General features: G+C 61.7%; 16 protein-coding genes and 1 riboswitch. Of the genes, 2 read left to right on the top strand and 14 right to left on the bottom strand.

Annotated elements, in window-relative coordinates:
- The 4 genes from P3C18_RS01125 to cobW all read right to left on the bottom strand — a co-directional run bounded on the left by P3C18_RS01125 (nucleotide 1) and on the right by cobW (nucleotide 6,334).
- On the bottom strand, nucleotides 1-1,014 hold the full coding sequence (locus P3C18_RS01125; RefSeq protein WP_275960047.1) for an AAA family ATPase: 1,014 nt from the start codon (nucleotides 1,012-1,014) through the stop codon (nucleotides 1-3).
- A 172-nt stretch (nucleotides 1,015-1,186) separates the two neighbouring features.
- A complete protein-coding gene (locus P3C18_RS01120) occupies nucleotides 1,187-1,456 on the bottom strand; it encodes a hypothetical protein (protein ID WP_275960046.1) in 270 nt (89 codons plus the stop codon).
- A complete protein-coding gene (gene cobN / locus P3C18_RS01115) occupies nucleotides 1,453-5,190 on the bottom strand; it encodes a cobaltochelatase subunit CobN (protein ID WP_275960045.1) in 3,738 nt (1,245 codons plus the stop codon). The genes P3C18_RS01120 and cobN overlap by 4 nt, the downstream gene beginning before the upstream one ends.
- Before the next feature lie 91 nt (nucleotides 5,191-5,281).
- Nucleotides 5,282-6,334, bottom strand: a complete 1,053-nt coding sequence (cobW, locus tag P3C18_RS01110; RefSeq protein ID WP_275960044.1) for a cobalamin biosynthesis protein CobW — start codon at nucleotides 6,332-6,334, stop codon at nucleotides 5,282-5,284.
- Nucleotides 6,335-6,433: 99 nt separating this feature from the next.
- Nucleotides 6,434-6,670: riboswitch (cobalamin riboswitch) on the bottom strand.
- Nucleotides 6,671-6,757: 87 nt separating this feature from the next.
- Between cobW and P3C18_RS01105 the strand changes: the two genes are divergently transcribed.
- Together P3C18_RS01105 and cobM are read left to right on the top strand one after the other, a co-directional pair.
- Entirely contained in the window at nucleotides 6,758-7,201 is a 444-nt protein-coding gene (locus P3C18_RS01105) for a cobalamin biosynthesis protein (protein WP_275960042.1), read from the top strand.
- The gene (gene cobM, locus P3C18_RS01100; RefSeq protein WP_275960041.1) at nucleotides 7,198-7,953 is read left to right on the top strand and encodes a precorrin-4 C(11)-methyltransferase; all 756 of its coding nucleotides are present in this window, start codon (nucleotides 7,198-7,200) and stop codon (nucleotides 7,951-7,953) included. The genes P3C18_RS01105 and cobM overlap by 4 nt, the downstream gene beginning before the upstream one ends.
- A gap of 1 nt (nucleotide 7,954) precedes the next feature.
- On the opposite strand, the gene P3C18_RS01095 is transcribed toward cobM, so the two are convergent.
- From P3C18_RS01095 to P3C18_RS01050, 10 genes are all read right to left on the bottom strand, one after another.
- Nucleotides 7,955-8,185: a hypothetical protein gene (locus P3C18_RS01095; protein ID WP_275960039.1), complete on the bottom strand. Its 231-nt coding sequence runs from the start codon at nucleotides 8,183-8,185 to the stop codon at nucleotides 7,955-7,957.
- A 14-nt stretch (nucleotides 8,186-8,199) separates the two neighbouring features.
- The gene (gene glmS / locus P3C18_RS01090) at nucleotides 8,200-10,050 is read right to left on the bottom strand and encodes a glutamine--fructose-6-phosphate transaminase (isomerizing) (protein ID WP_275960038.1); all 1,851 of its coding nucleotides are present in this window, start codon (nucleotides 10,048-10,050) and stop codon (nucleotides 8,200-8,202) included.
- A 10-nt stretch (nucleotides 10,051-10,060) separates the two neighbouring features.
- Nucleotides 10,061-10,828, bottom strand: coding sequence for a DeoR family transcriptional regulator (locus P3C18_RS01085; protein ID WP_275960037.1), 768 nt, complete (start codon nucleotides 10,826-10,828; stop codon nucleotides 10,061-10,063).
- A gap of 129 nt (nucleotides 10,829-10,957) precedes the next feature.
- Nucleotides 10,958-12,322, bottom strand: a complete 1,365-nt coding sequence (gene glmU / locus P3C18_RS01080) for a bifunctional UDP-N-acetylglucosamine diphosphorylase/glucosamine-1-phosphate N-acetyltransferase GlmU (RefSeq protein ID WP_275960036.1) — start codon at nucleotides 12,320-12,322, stop codon at nucleotides 10,958-10,960.
- A gap of 141 nt (nucleotides 12,323-12,463) precedes the next feature.
- On the bottom strand, nucleotides 12,464-12,889 hold the full coding sequence (locus tag P3C18_RS01075; protein ID WP_090254171.1) for a F0F1 ATP synthase subunit epsilon: 426 nt from the start codon (nucleotides 12,887-12,889) through the stop codon (nucleotides 12,464-12,466).
- Between the two features lie 80 nt (nucleotides 12,890-12,969).
- Nucleotides 12,970-14,346: a F0F1 ATP synthase subunit beta gene (gene atpD, locus P3C18_RS01070; RefSeq protein WP_090378655.1), complete on the bottom strand. Its 1,377-nt coding sequence runs from the start codon at nucleotides 14,344-14,346 to the stop codon at nucleotides 12,970-12,972.
- A gap of 30 nt (nucleotides 14,347-14,376) precedes the next feature.
- Nucleotides 14,377-15,237 (bottom strand): F0F1 ATP synthase subunit gamma, encoded by an 861-nt coding sequence (atpG, locus tag P3C18_RS01065; protein ID WP_090378658.1) that lies wholly within the window; start codon nucleotides 15,235-15,237, stop codon nucleotides 14,377-14,379.
- Nucleotides 15,238-15,287: 50 nt separating this feature from the next.
- Complete coding sequence (gene atpA / locus P3C18_RS01060) at nucleotides 15,288-16,832, bottom strand: F0F1 ATP synthase subunit alpha (protein WP_275960034.1); 1,545 nt, start codon at nucleotides 16,830-16,832, stop codon at nucleotides 15,288-15,290.
- Between the two features lie 21 nt (nucleotides 16,833-16,853).
- Entirely contained in the window at nucleotides 16,854-17,390 is a 537-nt protein-coding gene (locus P3C18_RS01055) for a F0F1 ATP synthase subunit delta (RefSeq protein WP_090378664.1), read from the bottom strand.
- Nucleotides 17,391-17,405: 15 nt separating this feature from the next.
- Entirely contained in the window at nucleotides 17,406-17,876 is a 471-nt protein-coding gene (locus tag P3C18_RS01050; protein WP_275960033.1) for a F0F1 ATP synthase subunit B, read from the bottom strand.
- Nucleotides 17,877-17,917: the final 41 nt, after the last annotated feature.

Genomic DNA, 17,917 nt, shown 5'->3' with positions numbered 1-17,917 from the left:
CTAGGGCTTTTTTGCCCAGCGCGGCGGTTCACGCCGTTCGCCAAGGCTCTGTACCTGAGCGGGTAACTCGCCCCATTGGCCTTCGCCTTGCGGCTGCTCGCTGGGCTTATCGTTGCTGGGCTGAGATTGCGACTGGGGTTGTGGCGGCTGCGCGGCAGGCGGCGGGTTATGCCGGCGACGGTGACGCAGAACGAACTCCGCCACCGCATCGATATCCACTGCCTCGATATGTTCTGCGCCACGCCAGGCGGCATGGGCGCGGGCGGCGCGTAGCCAAACCAGATCGGCGCGCAGGCCATCGACGGCGGCGGCGAAGCAGCGCTGGCTGATCTGCTCCAGGGCGGCGTCATCTAATGGAATCGCCGCCAGCCGAGCACGGGCGCTCTGGCAGCGTTCGCGCAGCTCGTCTTGCTGCACCTGCCAGCGCTGCAGAAAGGCCTGCGGGTCGGCATCAAAAGCCAGCCGGCGACGGACGATCTCGGCGCGCTGGGCCGGTTGCGGCTGGGCGTCCAGGGCCAGGTTAAGGCCGAAGCGATCGAGCAGTTGCGGCCGTAGCTCACCCTCCTCGCCATTCATGGTGCCGATCAGCACAAAGCGCGCGGCATGCCGATGGGAAATGCCGTCGCGCTCGATATGGTTGACCCCACTGGCAGCGGCATCCAGCAGCAGGTCGACCAGATGATCGGGCAGCAGATTGACCTCGTCCACGTACAGCACACCGCCATTGGCCTTGGCCAACAGACCGGGGGAGAACTGCGCGCGACCCTCGCCCAGCGCGGCGTCCAGATCGAGGGTGCCGACGATGCGCTCCTCGCTGGCGCCCAGCGGCAGGGTGACAAAGGTGCCGCTGGCTAGCAGATCGGCCAGGCCACGGGCCAGGGTCGACTTAGCCATGCCGCGCGGCCCTTCGATCAGCACGCCGCCAATCGCCGGATCAATGGCCGCCAGGCACAGCGCCAGTTTCAGGTCATCGGCGGCGACCACGGCGGCGAGGGGGAAGTGGTGTTCGGTCATGGACGTGATCCGTGGAGTTGAACGTAGCCCGGATGAAATCCGGGGCCGTTTATGGCGTAGTCCCTGGATGGCATCCGGGCTGCGGGCTCATGCATGTGCCGTGGGAGGCGCTTCAGCGGCGACAAGCTCGCGGCTAAAGCCCCTCCCACAGCCGATCCGTTGTGCGCCATGCTCAGTTGCCGATACCAAATATGCTCAGTGGAAACAGGACGATCCCGAGAACCCGGGGAAACAAGGCAGCCAACCCGGCGCAGTTTATTGCACCAAACAAAGCCCAGATGCCGAGCTCTGTGAGGCTCGCCTGACCACCGTCAAACAGAATGAACGCCAGCAAGCCGATCCATATGCCAGCCATGGCACCGATGCAGGCTGAACGAACCCGATCACGTCGGGTAATCGGACGTTGCCACCAGACTCGTATTCGGGCCAGTGTTTCTTTCACACACCCTCCTCGCTATCAATCAACAGATTTTCCAGGGCCTCGCGATACTCGCCCGGTTCCTGCCAGAGGCCGCGTTGCTGGGCTTCGAGCAGGCGTTCGAGGATGTCCTGTAGGGCGCCGGGGTTGTGCTGCTGGATAAAGTCGCGGGTACTTTTGTCGAGCAAATAGGCATCGGTGAGCAGCGCGTACTGATGGTCGTCGACCAGCTCACTGGTGGCATCGAAAGCGAACAGGTAGTCGATGGTTGCTGCCAGCTCGAACGCGCCCTTGTAGCCGTGGCGCTTCATGCCGTCGATCCACTTGGGGTTGGCCGCGCGGGCGCGCACCACACGGTTGAGTTCTTCCTTCAAGGTGCGGATGCGCGGGGTGTCGGGCTGGCTATTGTCGCCGTGATAGCTGGCCACCTTGGCCCCGCGCAGGGTTTCCACGGCGGCGAGCATGCCACCCTGGAACTGGTAGTAGTCATTGGAATCGAGGATGTCGTGCTCGCGGTTGTCCTGGTTGTGCAGCACCGCTTGCATCTGCTCTAGGCGCTCGGCGAACTGCGCGCGTGCCGGGGTGCCTTCGCTGTGGCTGCCGTAGGCATAGCCGCCCCAATTCAGGTAGACCTCGGCGAGGTCCTCGCGGGTTTGCCACAGACGTTCTTCGATGGCGTTCTGCACGCCCGCGCCATAGGCCCCCGGTTTGGAGCCGAACACCCGCCAGCCGGCCTGTTTGCGCGCCTCGGCTTCATCCAGGCCGCTGTCCTGCAGGGTCAGCGACTCACGCCAGACCCGCGCCGACAGCGGATTCATATCTTCCGGCTCATCGAGATCAACCACCGCCTGCACTGCGTCATCAAACAAGCGGATCAGGTTGCTAAAGGCATCGCGAAAAAACCCGGACACGCGCAGGGTCACGTCCACCCGTGGGCGGCCGAGCTGCGCCAGCGGCAGCACCTCGAAGCGCTCGACGCGCTGGCTGCCCGCCTGCCACACCGGGCGCACGCCCATCAGCGCCAGAGCCTGGGCCATATCGTCGCCGCCGGTGCGCATGGTCGCCGTGCCCCACATCGACAGGCCGAGCTGACGCAGGTGGTCGCCGTGATCCTGCAGATGCCGTTCCAGCAAGCGATCCGCCGCCTGCACGCCGATGCGCCAGGCAGTCGGTGTGGGCAGGTTGCGCACATCGACGCTGTAGAAGTTGCGCCCGGTGGGCAGCACATCCAGCCGCCCGCGACTCGGTGCGCCACTCGGCCCGGCGGGAACGAAACGCCCGCTTAGCGCCGCGAGCAGGCCGTGCATTTCGGCATCGCCGCAGGCATCCAGCAGCGGTGCTATCTGCTCACGCAGGCGTTGCAGCACCTGAGTGCTTTCCGCACCAACAGATTCGAAACTCGTTGTATCGATCAGCTGCAAGGCCAGCAGCTCAAGGCGCTCGCGGGTATCGCCGGCACTGCGCCAGGCATCGCTGCTCAGCTCTGCCAGCACGGCCGGGCGCGGCCCCAACCAAGGCGCGGCCATCTCACAATCGAGCGGATCGAAGTCCAGTTCCAGGTCGCGAGCCATGGCGCGCAACAGGCTGGCGTTGCCGTTCTGGCCATCGCCACGGGGAATGCGCAGCAGCGCCAGCAGGGTGTCGCGGCGTAGGCTGCCGACGGGCGATTCGCCAAATACATGCAGGCCATCGCGGATTTGCGATTCCTTGAGGTCGCACAGATAGGCGTCCAGCTGCGGCAGCCAGCTGTTGGGGTCTGCATTCAGTTGCAGGCCCAGCTCGCGGTCGAGGCTGGCCTCGCGCACCTTGAGCAGAATCTCCCCGCGCAGCTCGGCGGCGCGCCGCAGGTCGAGCTGGCTAGCTTCGTAATATTCGTCGGCCAGGCGCTCCAGATCGCGCAACGGGCCATAGCTTTCGGCGCGGGTCAGCGGCGGCATCAGGTGGTCGATAATCACCGCCTGGGTGCGCCGCTTGGCCTGCGCGCCCTCGCCCGGATCGTTGACGATAAACGGGTAGATATTCGGCAGCGGGCCGAGAATCGCGCTCGGCCAGCACTGCGCGGACAGCCCGACGCTCTTGCCCGGCAGCCATTCCAGATTGCCGTGCTTGCCTACATGAATGACGGCGTTCGCCGCAAATGCCCTACGAATCCAGCAGTAAAACGCCAGGTAACCGTGCGGCGGAACCAGATCCGGGTCGTGATACACCGCCGCCGCATCCAGCTGATATCCGCGCGCCGGCTGGATGCCGACAAAGGTCAAACCGAAGCGCAGGCCGGCGATCATCAGCCGGCCGCTGCGGAACACCGGGTCGCTTTGCGGCTCGCCCCAACGTTCGCGCACCGCCTGCTGGCTGGCCGCCGGCAGGCTGTGGAAGAACGCCAGGTACTCATCCAGCGCCAGGCTCTGCGCGCAGGGCCGCGCGTCGAGGCTGTCCAGATCATTAGTCACACCGCCGAGCAGTTGGTGGATCAGTGCGGTGCCGCTCTCGGGCAATCCTTCCACCGGATAGCCCTGCTGTTGCAGCGCCTTGAGAATATTTAGCGCCGCCGCCGGGGTGTCCAGGCCAACGCCATTGCCGATACGCCCATCGCGGGTCGGGTAGTTGGCGAGGATCAGGGCGATGCGCTTGTCGGCGTTGTTTTTGTGCGCCAAGACGACCCAGTTGCGCGCCAGCTCGGCGACGAAGTCCATCCCCGGCAGATGCGGCTGGTAACAGACCACATCGCTCTGGCTGCGCTCGCTGCGCCAGGCCAGGCCCTTAAAGCTGATCGGCTGGGTGATCAGGCGGCCGTCCAGCTCTGGCAGCACGATATGCATGGCCAAGTCACGCGAACCCAGGCCCTGGGCATTGGCTTGCCACTGTGCATGGTTATCCAACGAACAAATGGCTTGCAGCACCAGGATATCGCGGCGGAAGGGCCTTGCGCTCGGCGCTTCCGGGTTGGACAGGGCGAAGGCCGTGGTGTTGATAATCAAGCGGGCATCGGCTTCGTCCAGCCAGTCCTCGACTTGGGTAAGACAGGCCGCCTCCTTAAGGCTGGCCACGGCAATCGGCAGCGGATTAAGGCCCTGGGCCTGCAGCCGCTGGCAGAACACGTCGATAAACCCGGTATTCGCCGCCTGCACCTGAGTGCGGTAGAACAGCAGCGCCGCCACCGGCGCATCAACCTGCCAATTGGCTTGCCAATCGGCCAAGCTCGGATTGGCCAAGTGCGGGTGATACAGGCCAACGCGTGGCAGCGGCTGCGGTTCTGCCCAAGAATAATCGCGCTGCAGCCACTGGCTGGCGATGCAGTTAAACAGCTGCAGCGCATTGCCCGCACCGCCCTGGCGTAGGAACTGCCAAAGCCGCTCAGCCTCGGTCACTGACACAGTGCTCAAGGCCATCAGCTCCGGATCAGGGTTGTCGCAACCCGGCACCATAATCACCTGCGCACCGCGCTCGGCCAGTTCGACCAACCGCTCGATGCCGTAGCGCCAATAGCTGACGCCGCCGTGCACGGAAATCAGGATGACCTTGGCGTGCTGCAGCACCTGCTCAACGTAGAGATCCACCGAGGCGTGATTGCTCAGCTGCGCCGGGCTGGCCAGGCGCAGGCTGGGGTAATCCGCCGGCAGCTGCCGCGCCACTTCGGCCAGCAACGACAGGTGCGAATCGCCGGTGCACAGAATCACCAGCTCGGCCGGGGTCTGGCCGAGGTCGGCGATGCTGTCGACCGGCAGCTGGCTGCCGGGCTGGGTGCGTAATAGATGCATGGGCAATTCACCTGTGGGAGGGGTCGGGCGGCGAACCGCTTTAGCCGCGACAGGCCCTATAAGGCTCGCGGCTAAAGCCCCTCCCACATATTTAGGCCAGCGCTGCTTGCAGCTCGGCTTCGATGACGGCCTGATCCAGTGTCTGGCCAATCACCACCAGGCGGGTGATGCGCGGCTCATCGGCCTGCCAGGCGCGGTCGAAGTGTTTATCGAAACGCTGGCCAACGCCTTGCAGCAGCAGACGCATCGGCTTGCCGGGAATCGCCGCAAAACCCTTGATACGCAGAATGCCGTGTTTGCTGACCGCATCCTTCAGCGCTTGCAGCAGACGGGCTTCCTCGGCTTCAGGCAGTTCCACGTGGAACGAGGCGAACTCGTCGTGATCGTGGTCTTCATGGCCTTCCAGATCATGGTGGGTCTTTCGGCCCTCGATATGCAGCTCGGTCTCGCAGTTCAGGCCCAGCAGCACGTCCAGCGGCAGCTCGCCGCCATGGGCTTCGATGATTTTCACCGCCGGTGGCAGCTCCTCGGCCACTTCCGCACGCACCGCAGCCAGGGCGGCGGCGTCGAGCAGGTCGGCCTTGTTGAGGATCACCAGGTCGGCGCTGGCCAGTTGGTCGGCGAACAGCTCGTGCAACGGCGATTCGTGGTCCAGATTCGGGTCGAGCTTGCGCTGCGCATCAACCTGATCGGGGAAGGCGGCGAAGGTGCCGGCTGCCACGGCCGGGCTGTCGACCACGGTGATCACCGCATCCACGGTGCAGGAGTTGCGGATTTCCGGCCAGTTAAAGGCCTGTACCAGCGGCTTGGGCAGTGCCAGGCCGGAGGTTTCAATAAGGATATGATCCAGCTCACCGCGACGCGCCACCAGCTCGCGCATCACCGGGAAAAATTCTTCCTGCACGGTGCAGCACAGGCAGCCGTTGGCCAGTTCGAAGATGCGCCCGTTGGCTTCTTCTTCGCTGCAACCAATGGAGCACTGCTTGAGGATTTCGCCGTCGATGCCCAGCTCGCCGAATTCGTTGACGATCACCGCAATGCGCCGCCCGTCGGCGTGGCCGAGCATGTGCCGCAGCAGAGTGGTTTTGCCGGCGCCGAGAAAGCCGGTAACGATGGTGACGGGAAGTTTGGCGAGGGTTTGCATGGCGAGTCCTGCGTGACGTCGAAAGAAAGACGAGCAGGAGGCGGCACAGACATGACAGCCACGGGGCGTCAGCCAACACCACCGGATCACCCCGCCCGGTTGTCGAAAACGTGACGAGGCAGGTCTCCTGGCTCACGACCGGGCTGGCGTAGGTACACCGGCTACTCCCTTCGCCTTCCCGCGCTGACGCAGTGGCTGTTGTGCTGCAGCGCTTGGGCGGCAGAACAACGCAAGGGTACGAGTCGTTTACAGTTGCGGGGGCAGCCAAGGCATCAACCTTGTTCCCTCTTAGCTTCGTGGGCATGCCCACGAAGAACCTCGAACGCGACAAGGCTACGCAGGCCATGGCGGCCGGTCAATCACGGTTGACCACTGCCGGCCGCCATGTTGAGCTACGCCGCTGCACACACCGAGCGCTCTTAGATGATGCCCAGCCCTGCCGATACTCGTCCCGCGGCCACTATTCAAGTGGTCGCCGGGCTTGGCTGCCGCAGCGGCTGCAGCGTTGAAGATTTATCCACATTGCTGGTTCACAGCCTGCAGGCGCACGGCCTGACTGTGGATAACCTGGCCGGGCTGGCCAGCATCGCGCATAAACGTGCCGAGCCGGGCCTGCTGGCACTGGCTCAGCGCCTCGGTTTGCGGTTGAGCTGTTTTAGTGCGGAAGAACTGCTGCCCTATCAGCTCCTAGTGCAAGGTTCGTCGCTCACCCTGACCGCCACCGGCAGTCCTGCCGTCGCCGAACCCTGCGCCCTGGCCCTGGCGGAACGCCTGAGCGGCCAACCGGCCCGTCTGCTCGGCGAGAAAACCCGCAACGCCAGCGCCACCTGTGCGCTGGCGTCGATTGCACCCAAGGATCTGTCATGACCGTTTACTTTATCGGCGCCGGCCCCGGCGACCCCGAGCTGATCACCGTCAAAGGCCAGCGCCTGCTACGCAGCTGCCCGGTGATTCTCTATGCCGGTTCGCTGGTGCCAGCAGCAGTGCTCGAAGGCCATAACGCCGAGCAGGTGATCAACACCGCCGAGCTGCATCTGGATGAAATCATCGAGCTGATTAGCCAAGCCGATGACAAAGGCCAGGATGTGGCCCGCGTGCACTCCGGCGACCCCTCGCTGTACGGCGCGATTGGCGAGCAGATCCGCCACCTACGCCGGCTGGGCATTGCCTTCGAGATCATCCCCGGGGTGACCGCCACTGCGGCCTGCGCTGCCCTGCTGGAAAGCGAGCTGACCTTGCCCGAGGTGTCGCAGACGCTGATTCTCACGCGCTACGCGAGCAAGTCGAATATGCCAGCGGGCGAGGCATTGGGCGACCTGGCCCGCCACGGCGCGACCATGGCCATCCACCTGGGCGTGATGCATCTGAGCAAGATCGTCACTGAGCTACTGCCGCATTACGGCGCGGATTGCCCGATTGCCGTGGTCCATCGCGCCAGCTGGCCGGATCAGGATTGGGTCAGCGGCACCCTGGCCACCATCGAAGAACAGGTGCGCGCCAAAGGCTTTCGCCGCACCGCGCTGATCCTCGTCGGCCGCGTGCTGCACGCCGAACAGTTCGCCGACTCGGCGCTGTACAACGCCGAGCATCGGCACCTGTTCAGGTCAGCGGACGACTAGCTTAGAGATGAATTTCCGCACCCTTGATGCCGAGTAGGCGCAGCTCTTCGATCAGGCCATTGAGGTCGGCGAAGGACTCCACCTGCTCCTGGTCATCGACCAGAAAGAAGCTGGTGCCTGCGCCTTTCTTCAACAGCACGATCCATTCCCGGGTATTGGCCGGGTTGGCGATGATATGGGTATCAAAGAGCACGCCTTGCGCCTGCTTGCTCTTTATATCTTCACGCCGCATCAGCTGGCTCCTGCTTACTCAACCGTGACGCTCTTGGCCAAATTGCGCGGCTGGTCGACGTCGGTGCCCTTGAGCACGGCGACGTAGTACGACAGCAGTTGCAGCGGAATGGTGTAGAGGATCGGCGCCAGGGCGTCGTGGATATGCGGCATGTTCACCACGTGGGTGCCCTCGCCATTGCTCATACCGGCCTGCTCGTCGGCAAACACCACCAGCTCGCCACCACGGGCGCGCACTTCCTGCAGGTTGGATTTGAGCTTTTCCAGCAGCTCGTTGTTCGGTGCCACGGTGACCACCGGCATATCGCTGTCGACCAACGCCAGCGGGCCGTGCTTAAGCTCGCCAGCCGGGTAGGCTTCGGCGTGGATATAGGAAATTTCCTTGAGTTTGAGCGCGCCTTCCATTGCAACCGGGTACTGCGCGCCACGGCCGAGGAACAGGCTGTGGTGCTTTTCGGCGAACAACTCGGAGACCTTCTCCACCACGCTGTCCATGGCCAGGGCTTCGCCCAGACGCGTTGGCAGGCAACGCAGTTCATCCACCAGCTCGGCTTCCAGACCTTTATCCAGGGTGCCACGCACCTGACCGAGGGACAGGGTCAGCAGCATCAGCGCGACCAGCTGGGTGGTGAAGGCCTTGGTCGACGCCACGCCGATTTCCGGGCCGGCCTGGGTCAGCAGGGTCAGGTCAGATTCGCGCACCAGGGAGCTGATGCCGACGTTGCAGATCGCCAGGCTGGCCAGGTAACCGCCCTGGCCAGGCGCATGCTCCTTGGCATTACGCAGGGCTGCCAGGGTGTCGGCGGTTTCGCCGGACTGGGAGATGCTTACAAACAGGGTGTCCGGCTGCACCACCACCTTGCGGTAGCGGAACTCGCTGGCCACTTCGATCTGGCAGGGGATACCGGCCAGGCCTTCCAGCCAATAACGGGCGACCATACCGGCGTGATAACTGGTGCCGCAGGCAACGATCTGCACGTTGCGCACCTTGGCGAACAACTCGGCGGCCTGCGGGCCGAAGGCCTGAACCAGTACGTGGTCGGAACCCAGGCGGCTTTCCAGGGTGCGCTGCACCACCTTGGGCTGCTCATGGATTTCCTTGAGCATAAAGTGGCGGTACTCGCCCTTGTCGGCGGCTTCCGCACCTTCGTGGTATTGCACGCTCTCGCGCGTCACCGGCTGCCCGTCGACGCTCCAGATCTGCACGCTGTCGCGCTGGATCTCGGCGATATCGCCTTCTTCCAGGTACATAAAGCGGTCGGTGACCTGACGCAGAGCCAGCTGGTCGGAGGCGAGGAAGTTCTCACCCAGGCCCAGGCCGATCACCAGCGGGCTGCCGCTGCGGGCGGCGAGCAGGCGATCCGGCTGCTTGGCGCTGATCACCGCCAGGCCGTAGGCTCCATGCAGTTCCTTGACCGCTTCTTTGAGTGCTGCGGTCAGGTCCGGCTGAGTTTTCAGCTTGTGGTCGAGCAGGTGCACGATCACTTCGGTGTCAGTATCGGAGCTGAACACGTAACCCAGACCCTTGAGCTGGGCGCGCAGTTCTTCGTGGTTCTCGATAATGCCGTTGTGCACCACCGCCAGATCATGGCTGGAGAAATGCGGGTGGGCATTGCGCTCGCTAGGTGCGCCGTGGGTGGCCCAACGGGTGTGCGCGATACCCAGGCGGCCGGCCAGCGGTTCGGCGCTCAGCGCGCTTTCCAGCTCACTGACCTTGCCCACGCGGCGGCGACGGTCGAGGTCGCCTTTATCCGTCAGCAACGCCACACCGGCGCTGTCGTAACCGCGGTATTCCAGGCGCTTGAGGCCTTCAACCAGCACAGCGGTGATATTGCGTTCGGCGACTGCACCTACGATTCCACACATAATCTTCTCCTTAAGCTTCAACAGCCGCGCAGATCAGCTTGATGCCGCGCTGGGTCAATTGTTCACGGGCCTCAGGGCTGAGGCGCTCGTCGGTTATCAGGGTATGGATGCCGCTCCAGGGCAGCTCCAGGTTAGGAATCTTGCGGCCAATCTTGTCGCTCTCGACCATCACCACCACTTCACGCGCCACATCCGCCATCACCCGGCTAAGCCCGAGCAATTCATTAAAGGTGGTGGTGCCACGGTTAAGGTCGATGCCATCGGCGCCAATAAACAGCTGGTCGAAGTCGTAAGAGCGCAGCACCTGTTCGGCGACCTGGCCCTGGAACGACTCGGAATGCGGGTCCCAGGTGCCGCCGGTCATCAGCAGCACCGGCTCATGCTCCAGCTCACTGATGGCGCGGGCCACGTTCAGCGAGTTGGTCATCACCACCAGGCCAGGCTTGTGGCCGAGCTGCGGGATCATCGCCGCGGTGGTGGTGCCGCTGTCGATAATGATCCGCGCATGTTCGCGAATGCGCGCCACACCGGCGCGGGCGATGGCCTGCTTGTACTGGGAGATCGGCTGGATATCGCTGATCAGCTCCTGCGGCATGGGCACCGCACCGCCGTAACGGCGCAGCAGCAGGCCGCTTTTTTCCAGGGCGGCGAGGTCTTTGCGAATGGTCACTTCGGAGGTGGCGAAGGCTTTCGACAACTCATCCACGCTCACTTCACCCTGCTCGGCGAGCAGGGCAAGAATGGTGTGACGACGTTGCGGAGTGTTGCGTTTCGACATGCTAAGTTTCGATTCGAAAGATAATTGCGCGAATCAAAACCTAATGAAGCTTTTTCGTCAAGCCTGAAAACGATAAAAGGCGGCCAAGGCCGCCTCTTATGCTGCTGCTCAAGCAGCCGTCACAGCAGCTTACTTGGTGATTTTCACTGGACGCTTCCAGCCTTCGATATTGCGCTGCTTCGCGCGCCCAACGGCCAGGGTGTTATCCGGCACGTCGCCGGTAATCACCGAACCGGCGCCAGTGGTGGCGCGATCACCCAGCGTCACGGGGGCGACCAGGGCGCTGTTGGAGCCGATAAACACGTCCTCACCCATTACGGTCTTGAACTTGTTGGCACCGTCGTAATTGCAGGTGATGGTGCCGGCGCCGATATTGCTGCGCGCGCCGATCTCGGCATCGCCTAGGTAAGACAGGTGTCCGGCTTTAGCACCCTCGCCCAGCTTGGCGTTCTTCAGTTCGACGAAGTTACCCACATGGGCTTTGGCGCCCAGCACCGAACCCGGACGCAGGCGAGCGAACGGACCGCAATCGGCACCCTCACCCACTTCGGCACCTTCCAGATGGCTGTTGGCTTTGACGATGGCACCTTTGCGCAGGATCGAGTTTTTGATCACGCAGTTCGGCCCGATCTGCACACCTTCCTCGATAACAACCTGGCCTTCGAGTATCACGTTGATATCGATAGACACATCACGGCCTACCGTGACTTCACCACGCAGGTCAAAACGCGCCGGGTCGATCAGGGTCACGCCCTGCAGCATCAGGCGGCGGGCGGCGCGGTACTGGTAGTGGCGCTCCAGCTGCGAAAGCTGGATACGGTCGTTGGCGCCCAGCACTTCCATCTCGTCAGTCGCCTGCTCGGTGGCGACTACCAGGCCGTCGGCCACGGCCATGGCGATCACGTCGGTGAGGTAGTACTCGCCCTGGGCGTTGCTGTTGGATAGACGACCGAGCCAGTCGCCCAGTTTTTTTCCCGGTACGGCGAGGATGCCGGTATTGCCTTCACTGATCAGGCGCTGCTCGGTGCTGGCGTCCTTGTGCTCGACGATGGCTTTCACCACGCCGCTGTCATCGCGAACGATGCGACCGTAACCGGTCGGGTCTTTCAGATTGACCGTGAGCAACCCCAGCTGCTGCTCGCTGACTTGTTGCAGCAGGCGCTGCAAGGTTTCCACTTCAATCAGCGGCACATCACCGTAGAGAATCAGCACGCGCTCGGCGCTCAATGCCGGCAGCGCTTGAGCCACGGCATGGCCAGTGCCGAGCTGCTCGCTCTGCAGCACGAAATTCAGGTCATCCGCCGCCAGTCGCTCGCGCACCCGTTCCGCGCCATGGCCGATTACCACATGAATGCCTTGCGGTTTCAGCAGGCGGGCGGTGTCGATCACATGGCCAAGCATGGCTTTGCCGGCAACCGGGTGCAGAACTTTCGGCAAGGCAGAACGCATGCGGGTGCCTTGGCCGGCGGCGAGGATAACGATATCGAGCGACATGGAGGGCAAATCCTATTGAGTAGCCCGGATGCAATCCGGGGTGATCGTCCCGGATTGCATCCGGGCTACCTGCTAAATGACAGGCAAAGAAAAAGGGTAGCCAAGGCTACCCTTTTACTCGTTTGCGATGAAGCGCCGGAATTAACCGCCGAACTTCTTGCGCAACTGCTGAACGGTACGCAGCTGAGCCGCGACCTCAGCCAGGTGAGCGGCTGCGGAACCGTAATCGAACTCCGCGCCCTTCTCATTCAAGGCATTCTCGGCAGCCCGAAGGGCTTCCTGAGCAGCAGCTTCATCGATATCGGCAGCACGCTGCACGGTATCGGCGAGAACTTTCACCACACTCGGCTGAACTTCGAGGAAGCCACCGGAGATGTAAAACACCTCGGTTTCGCCACCCAGCTTGACCAGACGAATCGGACCCGGTTTGAGGTCGGTGATCAGCGGCGCGTGGCCTGGAGCGATACCGATATCACCCAGGTTGCCGTGCGCAATCACCATCTCGACCAGACCGGAGAAGATCTCGCCTTCTGCGCTGACGATGTCGCAATGGACTGTCATAGCCATGTCTAACCTCACGTATCGATCTGCTTACACACTACTGCGGTAAACAGACCGTAAGCGCCCATTGCCGGGCGCACGGGTGATTACAGTTTCTTCGCTTTCTCAACAGCTTCTTCGATGCTGCCAACCATGTAGAACGCCTGCTCTGGCAGGTGATCGTAGTCACCTTTCAGAATGCCGCTGAAGCCGGCAATGGTGTCCTTCAGGGAAACGTACTTGCCTGGCGAACCGGTGAAGACTTCGGCCACGAAGAACGGCTGGGACAGGAAGCGCTGGATCTTACGAGCACGGGATACCAGCTGCTTATCTGCTTCGGACAGTTCGTCCATACCCAGAATCGCGATGATGTCCTTCAGCTCTTTGTAGCGCTGCAGTACGTACTGCACGCCGCGAGCGGTGTCGTAGTGCTCCTGGCCGATAACCATCGGGTCCAGCTGGCGCGACGTCGAGTCGAGTGGATCGACCGCTGGGTAGATACCCAGGGAAGCGATGTCACGGGACAGTACAACGGTGGCGTCCAAGTGGGCGAAGGTGGTCGCCGGGCTTGGGTCGGTCAGGTCGTCCGCAGGTACGTATACGGCCTGGATCGAGGTGATCGAACCGGTCTTGGTCGAAGTAATACGCTCTTGCAGAACGCCCATTTCTTCGGCCAGGGTCGGCTGATAACCCACTGCCGACGGCATACGGCCGAGCAGTGCGGATACTTCAGTACCGGCCAGGGTGTAGCGGTAGATGTTGTCCACGAAGAACAGCACATCACGGCCTTCGTCACGGAACTTCTCGGCCATGGTCAGACCGGTCAGTGCTACGCGCAGACGGTTGCCTGGCGGCTCGTTCATCTGACCGTAAACCAGGGCTACCTTGTCGAGAACGTTGGAATCCTTCATCTCGTGGTAGAAGTCGTTACCCTCACGAGTACGCTCACCCACACCGGCGAACACGGAATAACCGCTGTGCTCGATGGCGATGTTACGGATCAGTTCCATCATGTTTACGGTTTTGCCTACACCGGCACCACCGAACAGACCGACTTTACCGCCCTTGGCGAACGGGCAAACCAGGTCGATAACCTTGATGCCGGTTTCCAGCAGCTCGTTGGAGCCAGCTTGTTCAGCGTAGGAAGGCGCGGCACGGTGAATGCCCCAACGCTCTTCTTCACCAATCGGGCCAGCTTCGTCGATTGGGTTGCCCAGCACGTCCATGATACGGCCCAGGGTTTTCACCCCAACCGGTACCTGGATACCTGCGCCAGTGCTGCCAACGCTCAGGCCACGCTTGAGGCCCTCGGTCGAACCCATTGCAATGGTACGTACCACGCCGTCGCCCAGCTGCTGCTGAACTTCCAGGGTGGTTTCGGCGCCGACTACTTTCAGCGCTTCATAAACACTCGGCACTTGATCACGCGGGAATTCCACGTCGATAACGGCGCCGATGATTTGAACGATACGTCCGCTACTCATCTTTGGTTCCTCTGAATATTTGAACCGTGCTTAAACCGCGGCAGCGCCGCCGACGATTTCCGAAATTTCCTGGGTGATCGCTGCCTGACGTGCCTTGTTGTAAACCAACTGCAGGTCTTTGATGATATCGCCAGCGTTGTCGGTGGCGTTCTTCATCGCGATCATCCGGGCCGCTTGTTCAGCCGCGTTGTTCTCAACCACTGCCTGGTACACCTGCGACTCCACGTAACGCACCATCAAGCCGTCGAGCAGCTCTTTGGCGTCGGGTTCGTACAGGTAGTCCCAGTGGTGCTTGAGTTCTTTATCCGGATCAGCCACCAGCGGAATCAACTGCTCCACTGTCGGCTTTTGCGTCATGGTATTGATGAACTTGTTCGAGACCACGGACAAACGATCGATGCGACCATCGAGGTAGGCATCGAGCATTACCTTGACGCTACCGATCAGATCATTGATCGACGGTTCTTCGCCCAGGTGGCTGATCGCAGCAACGATGTTGCCACCAAAGTTGCGGAAGAACGCCGCGCCTTTGCTGCCAACTACGCAGAGATCAATCTCTACGCCTTGCTCGCGATTGCTCGCCATGTCTTTGACCAGAGCCTTGAACAGGTTGGTGTTCAGACCACCACACAGACCACGGTCCGAGCTCACCACAACATAACCAACGCGCTTTACTTCGCGCTCGATCATGAACGGGTGACGGTATTCCGGGTTGGCGTTGGCCAGATGACCAATCACCTGGCGGATACGCTCCGCGTAGGGACGGCTAGCAGCCATACGCATTTGTGCTCTGCGCATTTTGCTGACCGCCACCTTTTCCATGGCGCTGGTGATCTTCTGCGTGCTTTTGATGCTCGCAATCTTGCTGCGAATCTCTTTTGCGCCTGCCATTTGACACCTATCGGGTTAGCAAGCGGGGACCTCGCGGCCCCCGCTGCGGCTTACCAGGTTTGGGTGGCCTTGAACTTCTCGATACCAGCTTTCAGGCCAGCGTCGATTTCGTCATTAAAGTCACCCTTCTCGTTGATCTTCGCCAGCAGTGCGGCGTGATCCCGGTTGAAGTAAGCAATCAGGGCCTGCTCGAATGCACCAATCTTGGCGACTTCGATATCGACCAGGAAACCACGCTCGGCGGCATACAGCGACAGCGACATGTCAGCAATCGACATTGGCGCATATTGCTTCTGCTTCATCAGCTCAGTAACGCGCTGACCGTGCTCAAGTTGCTTACGGGTGGCTTCGTCCAGGTCAGAAGCGAACTGGGCGAATGCTGCCAGTTCACGGTACTGAGCCAGAGCGGTACGGATACCACCGGAGAGCTTCTTGATGATCTTGGTCTGTGCAGCACCACCCACGCGGGATACCGAAATACCGGCGTTGACCGCAGGACGGATGCCCGAGTTGAACATGGCCGATTCCAGGAAGATCTGACCGTCGGTGATCGAGATCACGTTGGTCGGAACGAACGCGGAAACGTCGCCAGCCTGGGTTTCGATGATCGGCAGAGCGGTCAGGGAACCGGTCTTGCCAGTCACGGCGCCATTGGTGAACTTCTCAACGTACTCTTCGGAAACGCGGGAAGCGCGCTCCAGCAGACGGCTGTGGAGATAGAACACGTCGCCTGGGTAGGCTTCACGGCCTGGCGGACGGCGCAGCAGCAGGGAAATCTGGCGGTAAGCCACTGCTTGCTTGGACAGATCGTCATACACGATCAGCGCGTCTTCACCGCGGTCGCGGAAGAATTCGCCCATGGTGCAACCGGCGTACGGTGCAATGAACTGCAGTGCAGCGGATTCGGAAGCGGAAGCCGCGACCACGATGGTGTTAGCCAACGCGCCGTTTTCTTCCAGCTTGCGTACCACGTTGGCGATGGTCGATTGCTTCTGACCAATGGCTACGTAGACGCACTTAATGCCGCTGTTCTTCTGGTTGATGATGGCGTCGATGGCCAGAGCGGTTTTACCGATCTGACGGTCACCGATGATCAGCTCACGCTGGCCACGGCCAACCGGGATCATGGCATCGACCGACTTGTAACCGGTTTGCACCGGCTGGTCGACCGACTTACGCCAGATCACGCCCGGCGCAACCTTCTCAACAGCGTCGGTAGCGACGTTGTTCAGCGGGCCTTTGCCGTCAATTGGGTTACCCAGTGCGTCGACAACGCGACCCAGCAGTTCCGGACCAACCGGAACTTCAAGGATGCGACCGGTACACTTGGCGCTCATGCCTTCGGCCAGGGTGGTATAGGCACCCAGGACAACTGCACCGACGGAGTCTTGCTCCAGGTTCAGTGCCATACCGTAGACACCGCCCGGGAACTCGATCATTTCGCCGTACATCACATCGGCGAGACCGTGAATGCGCACGATACCGTCGGAGACGGACACGATGGTGCCTTCGTTACGGGCTTGAGAGGCGACATCGAGTTTCTCGATACGCCCCTTGATGATTTCACTAATTTCGGAAGGATTGAGTTGCTGCATAGCTCTGCTGCCCCTTCAAACTCAAGATTTCAATGCTTCGGCCAGCTTCGCGAGTTTGCCACGAACTGAGCCATCGATAACCAGGTCGCCGGCGCGGATCACGACACCACCGATCAGGGTGGCATCCTCCGCGGCGTGCAGACGCACTTCTCGGCCGAGCCGTGCACTGAGAACCTTGGCGAGTTTGTCTTGCTGTTCATCGCTCAATGCGAAGGCACTGGTAACGTCCACGTCGATCGACTTTTCCTGCTCGGCCTTGTACAGCTCGAACAGTTCAACGATCTGTGGCAACAGGGCCAGGCGATCGTTTTCAGCGACGATGTGAATGAAATTGCGTACCTGGGCGTCGAACTTGTCACCACACACGTCAATAAACGTGGTGGCCTTGTCTGTACTCGTCAAACGCGGAGCCTTGAGCATGCTCTGCATGGTGCCGTCTTGCGACACCGCTGCAGCCAGGCCAAGCATGGCTGACCAATTGGCCAGCTGCTGGTGGGCCTGGGCATACTCAAAGGCAGCCTTAGCGTAAGGTCGGGCCAGCGTGGTCAGTTCTGCCATGATCGCGCCCCTCGCTTAAATTTCGGCTGCCAGTTTGGAAACCAGCTCCGCATGCGCGTTTTGGTCGATAGATGCGCCCAGGATCTTCTCGGCACCGCTAACGGCCAGGCTACCCAGTTGGGCACGCAGCGCGTCTTTGACACCATTCAGTTCCTGCTCGATCTCGGCCAGAGCCTGGGCCTTCACACGGTCAGCTTCGACGCGGGCCTGTTCACGGGCTTCGTCGACGATCTGGGTACCGCGTTTCTTGGCTTGCTCAATGATCTCAGCTGCTTGGCCTTTGGCTTCGCGCAGTTGCTGACCCGCTTTCTCTTGGGCCAACTCCAGGTCACGAGCCGCACGGCTAGCAGCGTCCAGGCCGTCTGCGATCTTCTTCTGACGTTCTTGCAAAGCCGTAATGACCGGAGGCCACACGTACTTCATGCAGAACAGCACGAAGATGAAGAAGGCAACGGACTGGCCAATCAGGGTTGCATTAATGTTCACGCCAACACCTCGCTCGTTCGTTGTCCATCAAACCAATTCAC

The sequence above is a fragment of the Pseudomonas sp. 1928-m genome (assembly GCF_029269135.1).
Taxonomy (GTDB): Bacteria; Pseudomonadota; Gammaproteobacteria; order Pseudomonadales; family Pseudomonadaceae; genus Aquipseudomonas.
This window is presented reverse-complemented; position numbering and strand designations above follow the sequence as displayed.

Bases quoted from the DNA above. Each gene is read 5' to 3' on its own strand.
- P3C18_RS01125 (WP_275960047.1), bottom strand. From the start codon at position 1,014: ATGACCGAACACCACTTCCCCCTCGCCGCCGTGGTCGCCGCCGATGAC.
- cobN (WP_275960045.1), bottom strand. From the start codon at position 5,190: ATGCATCTATTACGCACCCAGCCCGGCAGCCAGCTGCCGGTCGACAGC.
- cobW (WP_275960044.1), bottom strand. From the start codon at position 6,334: ATGCAAACCCTCGCCAAACTTCCCGTCACCATCGTTACCGGCTTTCTC.
- P3C18_RS01105 (WP_275960042.1), top strand. From the start codon at position 6,758: ATGATGCCCAGCCCTGCCGATACTCGTCCCGCGGCCACTATTCAAGTG.
- cobM (WP_275960041.1), top strand. From the start codon at position 7,198: ATGACCGTTTACTTTATCGGCGCCGGCCCCGGCGACCCCGAGCTGATC.
- P3C18_RS01095 (WP_275960039.1), bottom strand. From the start codon at position 8,185: ATGCGGCGTGAAGATATAAAGAGCAAGCAGGCGCAAGGCGTGCTCTTT.
- glmS (WP_275960038.1), bottom strand. From the start codon at position 10,050: ATGTGTGGAATCGTAGGTGCAGTCGCCGAACGCAATATCACCGCTGTG.
- P3C18_RS01085 (WP_275960037.1), bottom strand. From the start codon at position 10,828: ATGTCGAAACGCAACACTCCGCAACGTCGTCACACCATTCTTGCCCTG.
- glmU (WP_275960036.1), bottom strand. From the start codon at position 12,322: ATGTCGCTCGATATCGTTATCCTCGCCGCCGGCCAAGGCACCCGCATG.
- P3C18_RS01075 (WP_090254171.1), bottom strand. From the start codon at position 12,889: ATGGCTATGACAGTCCATTGCGACATCGTCAGCGCAGAAGGCGAGATC.
- atpD (WP_090378655.1), bottom strand. From the start codon at position 14,346: ATGAGTAGCGGACGTATCGTTCAAATCATCGGCGCCGTTATCGACGTG.
- atpG (WP_090378658.1), bottom strand. From the start codon at position 15,237: ATGGCAGGCGCAAAAGAGATTCGCAGCAAGATTGCGAGCATCAAAAGC.
- atpA (WP_275960034.1), bottom strand. From the start codon at position 16,832: ATGCAGCAACTCAATCCTTCCGAAATTAGTGAAATCATCAAGGGGCGT.
- P3C18_RS01055 (WP_090378664.1), bottom strand. From the start codon at position 17,390: ATGGCAGAACTGACCACGCTGGCCCGACCTTACGCTAAGGCTGCCTTT.